Annotated in this window: 19 protein-coding genes; 10 read left to right on the top strand and 9 right to left on the bottom strand. The window is 71.5% G+C overall.

The features are described from left to right. Positions 1 to 40: 40 nt before the first annotated feature. The 4 genes from IEZ04_RS19360 to IEZ04_RS19345 form a co-directional block, all read right to left on the bottom strand. Positions 41 to 289, bottom strand: a complete 249-nt coding sequence (locus IEZ04_RS19360) for an acyl carrier protein (protein ID WP_152787270.1) — start codon at positions 287 to 289, stop codon at positions 41 to 43. 81 nt (positions 290 to 370) lie between these two features. Next, on the bottom strand, positions 371 to 1,402 hold the full coding sequence (locus IEZ04_RS19355) for a ketoacyl-ACP synthase III (RefSeq protein WP_189218149.1): 1,032 nt from the start codon (positions 1,400 to 1,402) through the stop codon (positions 371 to 373). Between the two features lie 16 nt (positions 1,403 to 1,418). Next, positions 1,419 to 2,366 (bottom strand): ACP S-malonyltransferase, encoded by a 948-nt coding sequence (locus tag IEZ04_RS19350; RefSeq protein WP_189218148.1) that lies wholly within the window; start codon positions 2,364 to 2,366, stop codon positions 1,419 to 1,421. Between the two features lie 89 nt (positions 2,367 to 2,455). Further along, a complete protein-coding gene (locus IEZ04_RS19345) occupies positions 2,456 to 3,676 on the bottom strand; it encodes a PucR family transcriptional regulator (protein WP_189218147.1) in 1,221 nt (406 codons plus the stop codon). Positions 3,677 to 3,793: 117 nt separating this feature from the next. Here IEZ04_RS19345 and IEZ04_RS19340 point away from each other — a divergent pair, with 117 nt between their 5' ends. From IEZ04_RS19340 to IEZ04_RS19330, 3 genes are all read left to right on the top strand, one after another. Next, complete coding sequence (locus IEZ04_RS19340) at positions 3,794 to 4,459, top strand: pirin family protein (RefSeq protein ID WP_189218235.1); 666 nt, start codon at positions 3,794 to 3,796, stop codon at positions 4,457 to 4,459. A gap of 66 nt (positions 4,460 to 4,525) precedes the next feature. Continuing rightward, positions 4,526 to 5,203 (top strand): chemotaxis protein CheB, encoded by a 678-nt coding sequence (locus IEZ04_RS19335; RefSeq protein ID WP_189218146.1) that lies wholly within the window; start codon positions 4,526 to 4,528, stop codon positions 5,201 to 5,203. Beyond that, complete coding sequence (locus tag IEZ04_RS19330; RefSeq protein ID WP_189218145.1) at positions 5,200 to 5,961, top strand: Crp/Fnr family transcriptional regulator; 762 nt, start codon at positions 5,200 to 5,202, stop codon at positions 5,959 to 5,961. Before IEZ04_RS19335 ends, IEZ04_RS19330 begins: the two co-directional genes overlap by 4 nt. On the opposite strand, the gene IEZ04_RS19325 is transcribed toward IEZ04_RS19330, so the two are convergent. Continuing rightward, positions 5,927 to 6,748, bottom strand: coding sequence for a serine hydrolase domain-containing protein (locus IEZ04_RS19325; protein ID WP_189218144.1), 822 nt, complete (start codon positions 6,746 to 6,748; stop codon positions 5,927 to 5,929). The genes IEZ04_RS19330 and IEZ04_RS19325 overlap by 35 nt on opposite strands. Positions 6,749 to 6,758: 10 nt before the next feature. After that, positions 6,759 to 7,247, bottom strand: coding sequence for a GNAT family N-acetyltransferase (locus IEZ04_RS19320; protein WP_189218143.1), 489 nt, complete (start codon positions 7,245 to 7,247; stop codon positions 6,759 to 6,761). Positions 7,248 to 7,343: 96 nt separating this feature from the next. Between IEZ04_RS19320 and IEZ04_RS19315 the strand changes: the two genes are divergently transcribed. Continuing rightward, the gene (locus IEZ04_RS19315; RefSeq protein ID WP_189218142.1) at positions 7,344 to 7,811 is read left to right on the top strand and encodes a MerR family transcriptional regulator; all 468 of its coding nucleotides are present in this window, start codon (positions 7,344 to 7,346) and stop codon (positions 7,809 to 7,811) included. Then, a complete protein-coding gene (locus tag IEZ04_RS19310; RefSeq protein ID WP_189218141.1) occupies positions 7,808 to 8,824 on the top strand; it encodes an aldo/keto reductase in 1,017 nt (338 codons plus the stop codon). Before IEZ04_RS19315 ends, IEZ04_RS19310 begins: the two co-directional genes overlap by 4 nt. A gap of 37 nt (positions 8,825 to 8,861) precedes the next feature. Here IEZ04_RS19310 and IEZ04_RS19305 read toward each other — a convergent pair whose 3' ends face one another. Together IEZ04_RS19305 and IEZ04_RS19300 are read right to left on the bottom strand one after the other, a co-directional pair. Next, on the bottom strand, positions 8,862 to 9,719 hold the full coding sequence (locus IEZ04_RS19305) for a DUF4429 domain-containing protein (protein WP_229821125.1): 858 nt from the start codon (positions 9,717 to 9,719) through the stop codon (positions 8,862 to 8,864). A gap of 76 nt (positions 9,720 to 9,795) precedes the next feature. Then, positions 9,796 to 11,013: an alpha/beta hydrolase gene (locus IEZ04_RS19300; protein ID WP_189218139.1), complete on the bottom strand. Its 1,218-nt coding sequence runs from the start codon at positions 11,011 to 11,013 to the stop codon at positions 9,796 to 9,798. A 389-nt stretch (positions 11,014 to 11,402) separates the two neighbouring features. Here IEZ04_RS19300 and IEZ04_RS19295 point away from each other — a divergent pair, with 389 nt between their 5' ends. After that, a complete protein-coding gene (locus tag IEZ04_RS19295; RefSeq protein ID WP_189218234.1) occupies positions 11,403 to 11,711 on the top strand; it encodes a small hydrophobic protein in 309 nt (102 codons plus the stop codon). Between the two features lie 158 nt (positions 11,712 to 11,869). Here IEZ04_RS19295 and aceE read toward each other — a convergent pair whose 3' ends face one another. Beyond that, positions 11,870 to 14,617, bottom strand: coding sequence for a pyruvate dehydrogenase (acetyl-transferring), homodimeric type (gene aceE, locus IEZ04_RS19290; protein WP_189218138.1), 2,748 nt, complete (start codon positions 14,615 to 14,617; stop codon positions 11,870 to 11,872). Positions 14,618 to 15,054: 437 nt separating this feature from the next. Between aceE and IEZ04_RS19285 the strand changes: the two genes are divergently transcribed. The 4 genes from IEZ04_RS19285 to IEZ04_RS19270 all read left to right on the top strand — a co-directional run bounded on the left by IEZ04_RS19285 (position 15,055) and on the right by IEZ04_RS19270 (position 17,838). After that, positions 15,055 to 15,492: a DUF3052 domain-containing protein gene (locus IEZ04_RS19285; RefSeq protein ID WP_189218137.1), complete on the top strand. Its 438-nt coding sequence runs from the start codon at positions 15,055 to 15,057 to the stop codon at positions 15,490 to 15,492. Between the two features lie 518 nt (positions 15,493 to 16,010). Then, positions 16,011 to 16,469, top strand: a complete 459-nt coding sequence (locus IEZ04_RS19280) for a peroxiredoxin (RefSeq protein WP_189218136.1) — start codon at positions 16,011 to 16,013, stop codon at positions 16,467 to 16,469. 110 nt (positions 16,470 to 16,579) lie between these two features. Further along, a complete protein-coding gene (locus tag IEZ04_RS19275; RefSeq protein ID WP_189218135.1) occupies positions 16,580 to 17,155 on the top strand; it encodes a TerD family protein in 576 nt (191 codons plus the stop codon). A 107-nt stretch (positions 17,156 to 17,262) separates the two neighbouring features. Next, a complete protein-coding gene (locus IEZ04_RS19270) occupies positions 17,263 to 17,838 on the top strand; it encodes a TerD family protein (RefSeq protein WP_189218134.1) in 576 nt (191 codons plus the stop codon). The last annotated feature ends 27 nt before the right edge of the window (positions 17,839 to 17,865 follow it).

Genomic DNA, 17,865 nt, shown 5'->3' with positions numbered 1-17,865 from the left:
GGGATCGGACCCGGCGCCGGGGCCCGGGTCGATCCGGGGGTCAGGCCTGGTGCTTGAGGATGTACTCGGTCGCGTCGCCGACCGTCTTGAGGTTCTTGACGTCGTCGTCGGGGATCTTGACGTCGAAGCGCTCCTCGGCGGCGACGACGACCTCGACCATGGACAGCGAGTCGACGTCCAGGTCGTCGGTGAAGGACTTGTCCAGCTGGACGTCCTCAACCGGGATGCCGGCGATCTCGTTCACGATGTCGGCGAGACCGGCGACGATCTCTTCCTGAGTGGCGGCCATGTGGGCGCTCCTTCGTTGTTGTCAGGGGGTATGGCGGTGGTTCCCGTGCCGGACCGTGAAGCGTGGTCCGGCACGGAGTGCCTAGGGGAGGGTAACGACCGTCGCTGCGTACACGAGACCCGCCCCGAAGCCGATGACGAGCGCGGTGTCGCCGCTCTTCGCCTCGCCGGACGCCAGGAGCCGCTCCATCGCGAGCGGGATCGAGGCGGCCGAGGTGTTGCCGGTGGTGCGGATGTCACGGGCGACCGTGACGTGCTCCGGCAGCTTGAGAGTCTTCACCATCGAGTCGATGATCCGCACGTTGGCCTGGTGCGGGATGAAGACGTCCAGGTCGTCCGGGGTGATCCCGGCCGCGTCCAGCGCCTGCTGGGCGACCTTCGCCATCTCGAACACGGCCCAGCGGAACACCGCCTGGCCCTCCTGCGTGATCGCGGGGAACTTGACGTTGCCGGCGCTGTCCAGCGGCAGTGAGCCGAGGTCGCCGATCCGGTATTCGTTCCACGGGATCGTCTGCTTGATCGTCTCGGCCTTGTCGCCCTCGGAGCCCCAGACCGTCGGGCCGATGTGCGGCTCGTCGGAGGGGCCGACCACGACCGCGCCGGCGCCGTCGCCGAAGAGGAAGGCCGTGGCCCGGTCCTCCAGGTCGGTCAGGTCGCTGAGCCGCTCCACGCCGATGACGAGCACGTACTCGGCGGAGCCCTCGGTGACCATGCCCTTGGCGAGCGTCAGCCCGTAGCCGAAGCCCGCGCAGCCCGCCGACACGTCGAACGCGGCGGCCCTGTCCGTGCCGAGCTTGTCCGCGATCTCGGTGGCGACGGCCGGGGTCTGGCTGAAGTGCGAGACGGTCGCGACGACGACCGCGCCGATCTGCTCGGCCGTGATGCCGGCGGCCGCGATGGCCTTGCCGGACGCCTCGATCGACATCGCGGCGACGGTCTCCTCGGGGGAGGCCCAGTGCCGCGTCTCGATGCCGGAGCGGGAGCGGATCCACTCGTCGGACGAGTCGATCTTCTCCAGGATCACCTCGTTGGGCACCACCCGGGTCGGGCGGTAGCCGCCGACACCGAGGATGCGCGCGTACGGGGCGCCCTTGCTGGGCCTGATCTTCGACATGCTCTCGGGCTCCTTGTCAGGCGCCCGCCGCGTCAGCGGCAGGTGTCGACGCCTCTGCGATCAGCTCGCGGGCGGCGTCGAGGTCTTCGGGGGTCTTGAGGGCCACGGTCTTCACTCCGGGCAGGGCGCGCTTGGCGAGACCGGTGAGCGTACCGCCGGGGCACAGCTCGACGAGCGCGGTCACCCCGAGCTCCTTGAAGGTCTCCATGCACAGGTCCCAGCGCACCGGGTTGGCGACCTGCCCGACCAGCCGGGACAGCACCTCGGTACCCGTGGCGACGGCCTGGCCGTCCTTGTTCGACACGTAGCGCACGGCGGGGTCGGCCGGGGTCAGCTCCTTCGCGGCCTCGGCCAGCGCGTCCACGGCGGGGGCCATGTGCCGCGTGTGGAAGGCGCCCGCCACCTTGAGCGGCACCACACGGCGTACGCCCTCGGGCTTGTCCGCCGCCAGGGCGGCCAGCTGCTCAAGGGTACCCGCTGCCACGATCTGGCCCGCGCCGTTCACGTTCGCCGGGGTGAGGCCCAGCGCCTCCAGGTGCGGGACGGTCGTCTCCGGGTCGCCGCCGAGCAGCGCCGACATGCCGGTCTCGGTGACGGCCGCGGCCTCGGCCATCGCCAGGCCCCGCTTGCGCACCAGGGTCAGCGCGGCCGTGTCGTCGAGGACGCCCGCGAGCGCGGCGGCGGTGATCTCGCCGACGCTGTGACCGGCGACCGCGCCGGGGGCGAGCCCGGAGATGTCACCGAGTGCCGCGGCGGACAGCAGGCCGGCCGCGACCAGCAGCGGCTGCGCCACGGCGGTGTCACGGATGGCGTCGGCGTCGGCCTGTGTGCCGTAGTGGGTCAGGTCCAGCCCGATGGCGTCCGACCACGCGCCGAGGCGGTCGGCGGCTTCTGGGAGATCGAGCCAGGGAGTCAGGAAGCCGGGCGTCTGGGCGCCCTGGCCGGGAGCGACGAGTACGAGCACTCTCACACTCTCTCTTGGGGACGGCCGGAGCCGCCCGTGAGGACAGGGACGAAGAACATGGAACCGTTTTGTGGGCCTTCGACAAAACGCTAGGACTGAGGATCTCCATCGACCAGGCGTCCCAGGATCAGCGCGATCCGCAGCGTGAACGCGGAACGCACATCGGAGGGCGACCAGCCGGTGACGTCTGTCACACGTCGAAGCCGGTAGCGCACGGTATTGGGGTGGACGAACAACATTCGTGCCGCCCCCTCCAAACTGGACGCTTGTTCAAGATAAACGCTGAGAGTCTCCAGCAGTGCCGAACCGGCCTCCTCCAGCGGTCTGTAGATCTCCTCCACCAACTGCTCGCGAGCGCTCGGGTCACCGGCGATCGCACGCTCCGGAAGGAGATCGTCCGCCAGAACCGGACGGGGCGCGTCCTGCCACGCGGAGCACGCCTTCAGCCCGGCCGCCGCGGCCTGCGCCGAGCGGGTCGCCGCCAGCAGGTCGGGCACGATCGGCCCGGCCACCACGGGCCCCGCCGCATACGGCCCGATCAGCGACTTCGCCACCTGCAGCGGATCCTGGCTGCCGCCCGCGATGACGACGAGGCGGTTGCCCAGCACCCCGGTGAGCACCTGGAGCTTGGCGTGCCGGGCGGCCCGGCGGATCGCCTCCACGGTCAGCTCGCTGTCGCCGTCGGGCGCGGTGCCGAGGACGACGCACACGTTGTCCGGCGAGTTCCAGCCGAGCGCGGCGGCCCGGGACACGGCCCCCTCGTCGGCCTCGCCGGACAGCACGGCGTTCACCACCAGCGACTCCAGGCGGGCGTCCCAGGCACCGCGTGCCTCGGCGGCCTGTGCGTACACCTGGGCCGTGGCGAAGGCGATCTCGCGGGCGTACACCAGCAGCGCCTCGCGCAGCACCGACTCGTCGCCGGGCGCCGCCACCTCGTCGATGGCGCTCTCCATCACCTCGATGGTGGTGCGCACCATCTCGACGGTCTGCCGCAGGGTGATGGCCCGGGTCAGCTCGCGCGGGGCGGTCCCGAAGACGTCGGTGGAGATGGCCTGCGGGGCGTCCGGATGCCGGAACCACTCCGTGAAGGCGGCGATGCCCGCCTGGGCGACCAGCCCGATCCACGACCGGTTCTCGGGAGGCATCGCCCGGTACCACGGCAGCGTCTCGTCCATGCGCGCGATGGCCTGCGCGGCGAGGCGTCCGGACGACTTCTCCAGCCGCTTCAGCGTTCCGGTGTGCGGATGGGCGTCGTACGGGCGGGCGTCGCGCGGAGGGGGTCCGGAGGAGCCGGCTACGGGTTCGGGCACGGGGACAAGACTGCCTCATCCGGACGGCGGTGTGCGGAGCCGGGTCGCGGGCGGGCTCCGGGAGCCCGCCCGCGACCGGGGGCGCGACCGCGTGGACGGACTACCGTGGAGCCCGTGATGGACGTACGGCGCGCCGCCGAGCGCTACCCGGGAGGCGACCCGGCGGCCGGGATCGAGTCCCGGCACGCCTTCTCGTTCGGCCCCCACTACGATCCGGACAATCTCCGCTTCGGCGCCATCCTCGCCTGCAACGAGGAACGGCTCGCCCCCGGCGCGGGCTTCGACGAGCACCCGCACAGCCACACCGAGATCGTGACGTGGGTGGTCGAGGGCGAGCTCACCCACCGCGACTCGACGGGCCGCGAGACGCGGGTCCGCCCCGGGGACGTGCAGCGCCTCAGCGCGGGCGGCGGGGTCCGCCACGTCGAACGCAACGACGGCGACGCGCCCCTGACCTTCGTCCAGATGTGGCTGGCACCCCGCGAGCCCGGCGGCGACCCCGCCTACGGGGTCGTCCGCTCCCTCGCCGACTCCGCGCCGTACCCGGTCCCGGAGGCGGGCGCGACCCTGCGCGTACGGCGGCTGGACGCGGGGGAGCGCACGACGGTGCCGGGAGCGCCGTACGTGTACGTCCACGTCGTACGGGGACGAGTGCGCTGCGGTGAGGAGGGGCTGGGTCCGGGGGACGCGGCCCGGCTCACGGACGAGCGGGACGTGCGGCTGGAGGCGGCGGCGGACGCCGGGCCGGCCGAGGTGCTGCTGTGGGAGATGACGGGGGACTGAACCGCGTCCGCCGGCGCCTCGCGCCGGGGAGTTCCTCTGTCCGGTGGCGGGCAATAGGCTGGCGCTGTGCCCGGTACCGTGCGAAGGGCCGAAGCCGCCTTCGACGTGGTCTGTCTGGTCGCGTCGCTGGGTGGTGTGACGGCGTACTGCGAGCTGCTGGCGTCGCTTCCCAGGACGTTCCCGGCCGCCCTGATCGTGGTCCAGCACCGTCCTGTACGGGAGTCCGACCAGTTCGTCGAGGTGCTGGACTTCTACTCGACGCTCCCGGTGCGGTTGCTGCGCCACGGGGACCTGCTGACGGCCGGCCAGGTGCACGTGGTCCCGGCCGGGCGCCGGGCGGCCTTCACCTCCGCCGGGGACGTGCTGCTGCACCACGGCGACAGCCGCCGGGTCGCGGACGCGGTCCTCGCCTCGGCCGCCGCCGCCTTCGGCCCCCGGCTCCTCGCCGCCGTCCTCACCGGCCAACTGGACGACGGTGCCCTGGGGACGCGGCACGTCCGGGGCGCGGGGGGACGGGTGCTGGCCCAGGACACCGCCACGGCCAAGGCCTCCGGCATGCCGAGCGCGGCCACGGCCACCGGCTGCGTCGACTTCGTACTGCCCCTGCCGGTACTGGCGCACGCACTGGTCGGCCTGGTGATGGTGCCGGGCGCCGCCGGCCTGATGAGGGTCTCGCTGCCGCCCTGGGCGGCGGTGATCCCGCCCGCGGCCGCCGACACGGCGGTCGAGGAGGACGCGTCATGACGGCCCCCGCTGCCGATCGCCACGACCCGCGCGGCAACCGCGTCCTCGCGGCCCTGCCGGAGGCCGAACGGCAGCGACTGCGGCACGACCTGGAACCGGTCCGCACACAGATCAGGGAAGTGGTCCACCGGCCCGGCCGCCCCGTCGAAGCCGTCCTGTTCCCGCTGCGGGCGGTGTTCAGCATCCTGGCCGACCTGGACGGGGGGACCGTCGAGGTCGCCACCGTCGGCGACGAGGGCATGGTCGGGCTCTCCGCCTTCCTGGGGGTCACCGCGCCGACCGAACGCGCGGTGTGCCAGGTGGCCGGCTGGGGACTGCGCATGGACGCCGACCGCTTCCGGCACGAGATCGGCGTGCTGGACGGGGCGCTGCAGCAGGTGCTGCAGCGCTACACGCAGTTCATGTTCACCCAGCTCGCCCGGAACGCCGCCTGCAACCGCGGCCACCGCATACCCCAGCGGTGCGCCCGCTGGCTGCTGATGACCGCCGACCGCATGCACAGCGACCGGTTCGCCCTCACCCAGGAGTTCCTGGCCCAGATGCTCGCGGTCCGCAGGACCTCCGTCAGCGAGGCGGCCGGCGCCCTGGCCCGGGCCGGCTGCATCCGCTACAGCCGCGGCGTCATCACCGTGCTCGACCGTACCGGCCTGGAGTCCCACGCCTGCACCTGCTACCGCGTGCTCCGTGAGGCCGCCGACACGGTCCTGCCGCCGGCAGCCGACGTCAGCCGCGCAGCTCGGTCAGCACCGCGTCCGTGAACGGTGTCCACGCCTCGACCGCCCACGGCCCGAAGGCCCGGTCGGTCAGCGCCACGCAGGCCGCGCCCGCGACCGGGTCGACCCACAGGAACGTGCCCGACTGCCCGAAGTGACCGAAGGTCCGCGGCGAGGACGAGGTCCCCGTCCAGTGCGGGGACTTGCCGTCGCGGATCTCGAAGCCGAGGCCCCAGTCGTTGGGGTTCTGGTGGCCGTAGCCCGGCAGGACGCCCTTCGTGCCCGGGTACTGGACGGTCATCGCCTCCGCGACCGTGCGCGCGTCCAGCAGCCGGGGCGCCTGCACCTCGGCGGCGAAGCGCACCAGGTCGTCCACGGTCGAGACGGCGTCCTTGGCGGGCGAGCCGTCGAGCGTCGTCGCCGTCATCCCCAGCGGCTCCAGCACCGCCTGGCGCAGGTACTCGGGGAACGGGATCTCGGTGGCCTTCGCGATGTGGTCCCCGAGCTGCTCGAACCCGGCGTTGGAGTACAGCCGCCGCTCACCCGGCGCGGAGGTGACCCGGTGCTCGTCGAAGGCGAGGCCCGACGTGTGCGCGAGCAGGTGGCGGACCGTGGCGCCCTCGGGCCCGGCCGGCTCGTCGAGCTCCACCGCCCCCTCCTCGTACGCGACCAGCACGGCGTACGCGGCGAGCGGCTTGGTCACCGACGCCAGCGGGAAGCGGTGACCGGTCGGGCCGTACGACCCGGCGACGGTGCCGTCCGCGCGGACGACGGCCGCGGCGGCGGTGGGGACGGGCCAGTTCTCGATCTGCGCGAGGCTCTGCAGAGACATGCCTGCGAGCCTAAGTGCCGGACAGCTTCAACCGCATCGAGGGGTCGGGGTGGCGTACGAAGCCGAGGGAGACGTACAGCGGCTCGCCCTCCGCGGAGGCGTTGAGGTCGACGTGGACCGCGCCCCGCTCGCGGAACCAGACCAGGAGCCCCTCCATGCAGGCGCGCGCGTACCCCCGGCGGCGCATCCCCGGGTCGGTGGCGACGCTGAAGACGTACCCCACGGCGCCGTGCGGATTGTCCGCGCGCCCTATCCGGTACTCCAGCGTGCCCGCCGCCAGCGCGGCGAGCGCGCCGGGCCGGTCCGGGTGGTCGACGACGAGCGCGGCGAAGGAACCGTCCGGCTCGGCGAGCCGGGCGCGCAGCGTCGGCAGGGACAGCGCGTGCCAGTTCGCCGACTGCTCGGACGGATCGGCGGAGTGGACCGAGTCGAGCATCACCTGACGCAGACGCAGCACTTCCTCCGCGTCCCCTGGGCCGGCACGGCGTACGAGTGTCATGATCTGCACGGTAGCCACACCCGCCCGTCCGTGTCCCGGCGTTTTCCCCGGCTGCCGCTTGCCTGGAGCGCACTCGAAGGTTCTAGCGTGGGGGCCATGACGGTGATGGACACCACAGGCACCCACGTCGACAGCTGTGCCGGCCCGCCCCACGCCGACCGGCGCCCGGACGGCCAGGACAGGTACACCATCAGCGAGGTCGCCGCCCTGACCGGCCTCACGGCGCACACGCTGCGCTGGTACGAGCGCATCGGGCTGATGCCGCACATCGACCGCTCGCACACCGGCCAGCGCCGTTACAGCAACCGCGACCTGGACTGGCTCGGCCTCGTCGGCAAGCTCCGGCTGACCGGCATGCCGGTGGCGGACATGGTGCGGTACGCGGAACTCGTCCGCGAGGGCGACCACACCTACGGCGCCCGCTTCGAGCTGCTGAAGGCGACCCGGGAGGGCGTACGGGCCCGGATCGCCGAGCTCCAGGACACGCTGGCCGTGCTCGACCGCAAGATCGACTTCTACGGTGACGCCGGGCGGGCCCTGGCGTCGGAGGGAGCTGTGCTGTGACCGGCGACAGGATCGCGACGACACGGCTGGGCGAGACCGGCCCGGAGGTCGGCGTCCAGGGCCTCGGCTGCATGGGCATGAGCTTCGCCTACGGGCCCTCGGACGCGGAGGAGTCACGGGCCACCCTGGAGCGGGCACTGGAACTCGGCGTCACGCTCTACGACACGGCGGACGTGTACGGCGCCGGGGAGAACGAACGGTTCCTCGCGCCGTTCCTCGCGGCGCACCGGGACGAGGTGGTGATCGCCACGAAGTTCGCCATGGCGATCCCGCGGGAGGACGTGACGCGGCGCATCATCCGCAACGACCCGCCCTACATCCGCGACGCCGTCGAGGCCAGCCTGAAGCGCCTCGGCGTGGACGTGATCGACCTCTACTACATGCACCGCCGGAACGTGGACGTGCCGATCGAGGAGTCGGTCGGCGCCATGGCCGAGCTGGTCCGCGAGGGCAAGGTGAAGCACCTCGGGCTGAGCGAGGTCACCGGCGACGAACTGCGGGCCGCCCAGGCCGTGCACCCCATCGCCGCCGTGCAGTCGGAGTGGTCGCTGTTCAGCCGGGACATCGAGGCGGGCGTGGTGCCGGCCGCCCGCGAGCTGGGCGTGGCCCTCGTGCCCTACTCGCCGCTCGGCCGGGGCTTCCTCAGCGGGTCCTTCGCGGACGCCGACAAGGACCTGACCGCCGACGACTTCCGCCGCCGGATGCCGCGCTTCACCGGTGACAACGCGACCGCCAACGCGTCCCTGCTGGAGCCGGTCCGCGCGGTCGCCGAGGCCCACGGCGCCTCGCCCGCGCAGGTCGCGCTGGCCTGGGTGCAGCAGCGGGCGGAGGTCCACCGCCTGCCCGTCGTGCCGATCCCGGGCACGCGGAAGCCCGGCCGGGTGACGGAGAACGCCGCGGCCACCCGCATCGTCCTCGGCGAGGAGGACCTGGCCCTGCTGGAGCCCCTCGCGGACCGGGTGGCGGGCGACCGCTACGCCGACATGAGCTTCACCTCGGCGGGCCGGGAGTAGACACGGGCGACACGGACGAGAGGTTCCCGCGTCCCGGTCACAGCTCCGCCAGCAGCTCGGCCTTCTTCGTCGTGAACTCCTCGTCCGTCACCAGCCCCGCCTGGTGCAGCTCGCCGAGGTGGCGGATGCGGTCGGCGATGTCGGCCGGGTCGCGGCGGCGCGCCGCGGCCGGCCCCACGGCGGGGGCCGGTTCGGCGGCGCGCACCGCGGCCAGCACGGCGGCGGCGAACGGCAGCGACTCGTGCACCGGGCCGTAGCCGAGCCCGAAGACGACGGCCGCCGGGTCCTGGTCGGCCTGCCCGGGCGGCGCCGTCGCCGCGTCGCGGTGCAGCAGCCGCAGATGTCCCTCGAACACCTCGGGTGAACGCCACTCGACCCCGCTCAGCTCATTGACCGGGAAACTCTGGTCACCGGCCTTCCACTTCGCCGAGGACGCCCCCGTCCAGAACCACCGGAACGACACGGACGAACCGTCGAAGGACGCCTTCCCGTCGTACGCCTTGAACTGCCGCGGCCCCTCGGGCGCGGCCACCAGATGGCGTTCGGCCGGGCCGTCCGTCTCCGGCAGCCGTGCCCGCAGCTCGTCCGCGTAGTACTCGGCCAGGACCTCGCGTTCGGCCGGCAGCACCAGCCGGTACGGATCGCCCGACTCCCGCAACTGGCCCGCGGCGGCGTCCATCAGCGGGTCGGCGCCCGGCCGTGGCTCGGCCCGCAGCACCACGGTCCCGCGCCGCCCCGGCGTCAGCGTCACCCCGGCGATCGCCTCCAGGGGGATGCGGCGTTCGCCGAGCGCCTGGAACAGCTTCGGCGTGCGGATTCCCCGTTCGAAGCGGATGAGCACGGAGTCGGACTCGAACTCCCAGGCGGCATGAAATCCGGCCAGTACGTCACCCATGCGGCTCATCGTATGCGTGAGGCGCGTCTTCGTCCCCTCCTCGGGTCGGCCGTCGTTCCTTCGATTTCTACGCGCGTCAGGCGGCGGTGGTGACGGGCAGGTCCTTCCGGCACGCGTCATCCTCGTGTTCGGCGTGTGCGCAGCGGACCGCGCGATACGCGCCAACACCGATCTCGGCGAAGTTGCGCAGGCTCTCCGTGCCGGGCGCGAAGTAGCCGGCGTGCCCGACGGCGCCGTCCGCGGACAGCACCCGCGCGCCGAACGCGGCCGACACCGGATCGGCCCCGTGGCCCAGCCCGCCGACCTCCATGTACGGCACGTCCGCGATCCAGTCGTCGGCGTCCCGCGTCGCCCAGACCCGGGCCGAGGTGCGCAGTTGGGACGCCCGCTCGACGCGCATGCCGGGGCTGCCCGCGACCGCCACGTCGGTCACCCGTGCCGGCAGGCGGGGCGCGGCGATCCCGCACACCACCGAGCCGTAGCTGTGGCAGTACAGCGCGACGGTCGACCGGCCGGGCAGCCCGCGCACCAGCGCGTCCAGCCGGACCGCGCCCCGCTCGGCGCGCAGCGCGGTGGCCGCCTCCATGCCGAGCCCGCTGGGCGCCGTGTAGTCGGCCCAGGCGATCACGGCGGTACGGACCGCGGGGGCGGCCGCGCGCTCCGCCCCGTACAGGGCGCTCGCCATGCCGACGGGCGCCGACCAGGAGCGGTAGGTGCGCTGGAAGGTGAGTACGTCGGTGTCGACGCCGGGCACCACCACCGAGATCCGCTCGGCCCGGTCGAGGTCGCCGAAGACCTCGGCGACCCGGCCCGAACCCTCGGGGTCGAAGGCGAGGATCTGCCGGTCGTGCCGCATCAGGTCCGCGAAGCGGTTCGCACGACGGCCCGCCTCGTACTGGCCGAGCGCGGACAGCCGGGAGTCGCGCGTGCGCTTCTCCTCGGCCTCGCGCTGCTGCGCGAGCGCGACCTGGTTGGCTCTGTACCGCACGGGGGCCGGGACGCCGTTCATGTTGCCGACCGCGAGCGGATAGCGCTCGGCGAGGCCCAGGCGCTGCGCCTCGGTGAGCGAGGAGAAGAACCGCGCCACCCGGTCCGGCGCGGAGCCCGGGCCGGGCAGCGCGCGGCCGTCGACCTGCCCGTGGCTCCAGGCGGCGAGTGACGTCTGCAGGGGAGAGGCCCCGCGGTGGGCGCGGATCGCGGTCCAGCCGGTGGTCGTGAGCATCACGAACACCACGGCCAACGCGAGCAACATGCGCCAGACGTTCAGTTGAGGGGAGGTGTCGAAGGAAGTCACTGGAAGGACACACTAGGAGAACGGAAGGGTCTCGCGTCAATCGAGTGACCGGGATCACGTTTCGTCCGGGCGTGCCGTGAATATCAGGTGCGTTCACCCGCACCTCGAACACCTCGGTGCCTCGAAGACCTCGGCGCCCCGGTGCGTACACGACTCCGCCGCGGGGATCGGATCACTCATCAGGGTGACCGGCCCGCGGAACTCTCGCACTCCGGTGCGCCGCAGGTGACAGTGGGTCAGGTCCTCGTACGACATGGTCGTACGACCGGGGACCGGCGGGTCCTGCGGCGCGCTGCCGGAGGGGACAGCGCGCGTGCAGGTCTAAGGCGGGAAGCCGGGGGTACCCGCGACATCACGGACCCGAACTTACAGCAGTGTTCTGGGAGTTGATGATGGCGGGCTTCGGCAACAGTACGCGCAGGTACCCTCGCTCACGTGGCCGGACGGGGTCACGGAGCGGGCCGGATCGCGCGACCCTGGGCATCATCGGAGCCATCTGCGCGGTCGTGGGTTTCTTCGCCCTGGGCATCATCCTCGGGCCCGTCGCGGTCGTCTGCGGCTGGCTGGCCATGGGGCGCAGGTGGAGCGGCAGCGCCTCCGTCCCGGCACTGATCGCCGTGGTGCTGGGCGCCATCGTCACCGTCCTGAACCTCATCGGGCTCATAGGTCTCGCGTCCTACGGATTCGGCACCTACTGAGAACCGCCCGGCACGGGGAGCCCGGGGAGGTGCGATGCCGGGCGAGAAGGGCCCCTCGGCCAGTGGCCGAGGGGCCCTTCTCGTTCTCAGGGGCGCGGGGAACCGCGCGACCGGCCCCACGCAACCCGCACACGCCCCCGGCAGTCACCCCTGCGGCGCTACGCGTCACCCCCGGCCGGCCCGGGATCCGCGGCCGCCACATCCAGCAGCTGATACCGGTCGATCGCCTGCTTCAGCACCGACCGGTCCACCTTCCCCTCCCGCGCCAGCTCCGTCAGCACCGCCACCACGATCGACTGGGCGTCGATGTGGAAGTGCCGGCGCGCCGCCCCGCGCGTGTCGGCGAAGCCGAACCCGTCCGCGCCCAGTGAGCTGTACGTCCCCGGCACCCACCGCGCGATCTGGTCGGGAACGCTGCGCATCCAGTCGGAGACAGCCACGAAGGGCCCCTGGGCGCCGCTCAGCTTCCGCGTCACGTACGGAACACGCTGCTCCTCCTCGGGGTGCAGCAGGTTGTACTCCTCCACCGCGACGGCCTCCCGCCGCAGCTCGTTCCAGGAGGTCGCCGACCAGACGTCCGCCCGGACGTTCCACTCCTCGGCGAGGATGCGCTGCGCCTCCACCGCCCACGGCACGGCGACACCGGAGGCCATGATCTGCGCCGGGATCTCCCCGCCCGTGCCCGCGCTGAAGCGGTACACGCCCTTGAGGATGCCCTCGACGTCCACGTCCTCCGGCTCGGCCGGGTGCTGGATGGGTTCGTTGTAGACGGTCAGGTAGTAGAAGACGTCCTCGCCCTGCGGGTGCCGCTCGTCCCCGCCGTACATCCGGCGCAGACCGTCCTTCACGATGTGCGCGATCTCGAAGCCGAACGCCGGGTCGTACGCGACGCACGCCGGGTTCGTCGACGCGAGCAGCTGCGAGTGGCCGTCGGCGTGCTGCAGCCCCTCACCGGTCAGCGTCGTACGGCCGGCCGTCGCACCCAGCACGAAACCGCGCGACAACTGGTCGGCCATCTGCCAGAACTGGTCACCGGTGCGCTGGAAGCCGAACATCGAGTAGAAGACGTACACCGGGATCAGGGGCTCGCCGTGCGTGGCGTACGCCGAGCCCGCCGCGATCAGCGAGGCCGTGCAGCCCGCCTCCGAGATGCCGTCGTGCAGCATCTGCCCGGTCGGCGACTCCTTGTAGGCGAGGAGCAGCTCGCGGTCCACGGACTCGTACTGCTGTCCGAGCGGATTGTAGATCTTCGCGCTCGGGAAGAACGAGTCCATGCCGAAGGTGCGGTACTCGTCGGGTGCGATCAGCACGAACCGCTTGCCGATCTCCTTGTCCCGCATGAGGTCCTTCAGCAGTCGTACGAACGCCATGGTGGTGGCGATGGACTGCTGGCCCGACCCCTTCTTCACGGTCGCGTACGCCTTGTCGCCGGGCAGCGGCAGCGGCTTCGACCGTACGACACGCGTCGGCACGTACCCGTCCAGCGACTTGCGCCGGTCGTGCATGTACTGGATCTCCTCCGAGTCCCGGCCCGGGTGGTAGTACGGCGGCAGGCCGGACTCCAGCTCCTTGTCCGAGATCGGCAGGTGCAGACGGTCGCGGAAGCCCTTGAGGTCGGCGACCGTCAGCTTCTTCATCTGGTGCGTGGCGTTGCGGCCCTCGAAGTTGGGGCCGAGCGTCCAGCCCTTGACCGTCTTGGCCAGGATGACCGTCGGCTGGCCCTTGTGCTCCACGGCCGCCTTGTACGCCGCGTAGATCTTCCGGTGGTCGTGCCCGCCGCGGCCCAGGTGCAGGATCTGGTCGTCGGTCATGTTCTCGACCATCGCGCGCAGCCGGTGGTCGTCGCCGAAGAAGTGGTCGCGGATGTAGGCGCCGGACTCGGTGGCGTACGTCTGGAACTGGCCGTCCGGCGTCGTGTTCATCCGGTTGACCAGCACGCCGTCCCGGTCCTGCGCCAGCAGCGGGTCCCACGACCGGTCCCACACCAGCTTGATGACGTTCCAGCCGGCGCCACGGAAGACCGACTCCAGCTCCTGGATGATCTTCCCGTTGCCGCGCACCGGGCCGTCGAGGCGCTGGAGGTTGCAGTTGACGACGAAGGTCAGGTTGTCCAGCCCCTCGCGGGCGGCGATGGAGAGCTGCCCGAGCGACTCCGGCTCGTCCATCTCGCCGTCGCCGAGGAACGCCCACACATGGCTCTTCGACGTGTCCGCGATGCCGCGGGCCTCCATGTAACGGTTCATCCGAGCCTGGAAGATCGCGCCGATCGGGCCGAGGCCCATCGACACGGTCGGGAACTCCCAGAAGTCGGGCATCGAGCGCGGGTGCGGGTAACTCGACAGCGCGTACGGCGCCTTCGACTTCTCCTGCCGGAAGCCGTCGAGGTGCTGCTCGGAGAGCCGGTCGAGGAGGAACGCGCGGGCGTAGATGCCGGGGGAGGCGTGGCCCTGGAAGAAGACCTGGTCGCCGCCGTCCCCCCGGTCCTTGCCGCGGAAGAAGTGGTTGAAGCCCACGTCGTACAGCGAGGCGGAGGAGGCGAAGGTGGCGATGTGGCCGCCGACGCCGATGCCCGGGCGCTGCGCCCTGGACACCATCACGGCGGCGTTCCACCGGGTGGCGTTGAGGATCTTGCGCTCGATCTCCTCGTTGCCCGGGAAGAACGGCTCGTCCTTGGTGGCGATGGTGTTGACGTAATCGGTGCTGCGCATCTCGGGCACGGCCACGCGCTTCTCGCGGGCGCGCTCGATCAGCCGGAGCATCAGATAGCGGGCCCGCTCACGGCCGCGTTCGTCGACGGCGGCGTCGAGCGAGTCCAGCCACTCCTGGGTCTCCTCGGGGTCGAAGTCAGGGACCTGGCTCGGAAGGCCGCCAATGATGATCGGATTGCGATCGGCTCCGGAAACCACGCTGTTCCTTCACTGTCAGAGGGGCACGCTTCTGTCTGTGCCTGCACCGTTTCCCATCGTGTACCTCGGGAAGGCGCACGTCATCTCTACCGTGAGGTAGTGGAAACGTTCGCGCGGGCGCCGGGGACGGGCCCGGCAAAACGCAACGATACGCCCGCTCCATGACGTGTTCCGCAAAGGCATTCGAGTCTCGTACCCTCGGATGACTACTGAATGCACATACCGGGCAGAACGGTGTGGTGTGAGGCACCCTTGGTGGTAATTCCACTGCAGGAGTTGCGGTGACACGGCCGGGATCGTCACCGTTTCGGCGGTCTCGAAGGCTGGGTACTTGCGCGATCCGTCCCGCCCGTGTGGACTACGGCCAATGCCTCGCGTATGCGCGTGGCTGAACTTCCCGGGGGCGACCCCACCCGAACATGATCAGGAGGCAACCCGTGAGCGCGACCGCGGACCACGCGGAGGAGCGGACGAACCCTGCCGCGAGGCTGGGGTTCCAGCCCGAGCAGGTGGTCCAGGAGATCGGCTTCGACGACGACGTCGACCAGGAGCTCCGCGAGGCCATTGAGGACTATGTCGGCAGCGAGCTCGTCGACGAGGACTACGACGACGTGGCCGATGCCGTGGTGCTGTGGTTCCGCGACGAGGACGGCGACCTGACGGATGCGCTGGTGGACGCCACCACGTACATCGAAGAGGGTGGCTCGATCCTGCTGCTGACGCCGAAGACGGGCCGCGACGGCTACGTGGAGCCGAGCGACATCTCGGAAGCCGCGACGACCGCCGGGCTGTCGGCGTCGAAGAGCGTCAGCGTCGGCAAGGACTGGAGCGGCAGCCGGCTGGTGACGCCGAAGGGGGCCAAGTCGAAGCGGTGACGCTCCGCCGGGTGAGCCGGACCGCGCCCGGGGCGACCCCGCCCCGGGCCCGCCCCCGGCCCACCCCGCAACCCCTCTCCTGAGGCGCCCGCCGCCCGGAGACCACCGGACCCACCTCTCCGGAACACCGTCCGAGGCCGCGTCCGGTTCGTCCCGGCCCAAGAGTTCTGGACTGTCCGAAGCGTTCCGGTCCACGGCCCGCGCCCGCGTGCGCCCGTCCGGGCCCTGGTGCCCGCACACGCTCCGGGCCCTCAGGCTGCCCTCCGGCCCCGGAGGGCAGCTTCGAGGCAACGTCGAGGCCGCCTCCGGCTCACCCGGCCGGTCGGGGGCGCCCGGGACGCCCGGGCCCGTGAGTTCTGCGCCGCCCGTGGGAGTCCGTCACCGACACCGGACGTCATGACCGGGCACCTGGGCGGTCCGCGGACCGCGCGCCGTGCGGGTGCCCTGCGGCGTGGGGCGCGTCGGTCGCTGCGTAGGGTGGCTTCACCGGAACAGCCCAGGGAAGGGAACGCAGGGACATGGCGATCCAGGTCGGCGAGAAGGCCCCCGAGTTCGAGCTCAAGGACAACCACGGCGCCACCGTGAGGCTCTCGGACTACCGCGGCGCGAAGAACGTGGTGCTGCTCTTCTACCCGTTCGCCTTCACCGGTGTGTGCACCGGGGAGCTGTGCGAGCTGCGCGACAACCTCCCGGCGTTCGTCAACGACGACACCCAGCTGCTGGCCGTGTCCAACGACTCCATCCACACCCTGCGCGTCTTCGCCGAGCAGGAGGGCCTGGAGTACCCGCTGCTCTCCGACTTCTGGCCGCACGGCGCCGCCTCGCGCGCGTACGGCGTCTTCGACGAGGACAAGGGCTGCGCGGTCCGCGGCACGTTCATCATCGACAAGGAGGGCGTCGTCCGCTGGACCGTCGTCAACGCCCTCCCCGACGCCCGGGACCTCAACGAGTACGTCAAGGCCCTCGACACCCTGTGAAACTCGGGTCATAGGGCCTGCGACGGGCGGGAACCCGTCACTAGGATCGATTCGTTGATCCGACAGCGCACGACGGGGCCCGGCGCCCCAGGACACCAATGGGAGGACCCGTGGGAGTCAGCCTCAGCAAGGGCGGCAACGTATCACTGACCAAGGAGGCCCCGGGCCTGACCGCGGTCATCGTCGGTCTGGGGTGGGACGTCCGTACCACGACCGGCACCGACTTCGACCTGGACGCCAGCGCCCTGCTGCTGGACGCGTCCGGCAAGGTCTCGAAGGACCAGAACTTCGTCTTCTTCAACAACCTGAAGAGCCCCGACGGCTCGGTCGAGCACACCGGCGACAACCTCACCGGCGAGGGTGAGGGCGACGACGAGCAGATCAAGGTGAACCTCGCCGGGGTCCCCGCCGAGATCGAGAAGATCGTCTTCCCGGTGTCCATCTACGACGCCGAGAACCGCCAGCAGTCCTTCGGCCAGGTGCGCAACGCGTTCATCCGCGTCGTGAACCAGGCGGGCGGCGCCGAGATCGCCCGCTACGACCTGTCCGAGGACGCCTCCACCGAGACTGCCATGGTCTTCGGCGAGCTGTACCGCCACGGCGCCGAGTGGAAGTTCCGCGCCATCGGCCAGGGCTACGCGTCCGGTCTGCGCGGCATCGCCCAGGACTTCGGCGTGAACGTCTGATCCCGCAGCACCTCCCGTCCGGCGCCGCACCTCCTCGATCCGTCGAGTGCGGCGCCGGACGGGCTTTCCGGCGAAGAGAGCAGCCCGACTCGGGGAGGAACAGCATCATGGGCGTCACGCTCGCCAAGGGAGGCAACGTCTCCCTCTCCAAGGCCGCGCCGAACCTCACCAAGGTGATGATCGGGCTCGGCTGGGACGTCCGCACCACCACGGGCGCCGACTTCGACCTGGATGCCAGCGCCCTGCTGTGCAGCGGGGGCCGCATCCTCGGCGACGAGTGGTTCGTCTTCTACAACAACCTCAAGAGTCCGGACGGCTCGGTCGAGCACACCGGCGACAACCTCACCGGCGAGGGCGACGGGGACGACGAGTCCCTCCTGGTCGACCTCTCGAAGGTCCGGGCCGACTGCGACAAGATCGTTTTCCCGGTCTCCATCCATGACGCCGACGCGCGGGGCCAGGCCTTCGGGCAGATCGGCAACGCCTTCATCCGGGTCGTCGACCAGGCCGACGGGCAGGAACTCGCCCGCTACGACCTGAGCGAGGACGCGTCCACGGAAACCGCCATGATCTTCGGAGAGGTTTACCGTCACGGTGGGGAGTGGAAGTTCCGTGCTGTCGGACAGGGGTACGCGTCGGGCCTGCGAGGTATCGCTCTAGACTTCGGGGTCAACGTTTTGTAAAGCCGCGCGCGGCGCGGGGGAACCCCG

This window comes from Streptomyces ruber, assembly GCF_014648075.1.
In the GTDB taxonomy this organism is placed as follows: domain Bacteria; phylum Actinomycetota; class Actinomycetes; order Streptomycetales; family Streptomycetaceae; genus Streptomyces; species Streptomyces ruber.
The sequence above is the reverse complement of the archived record's forward strand: the minus strand, read 5'-3'. Positions and strand labels throughout refer to the sequence as shown.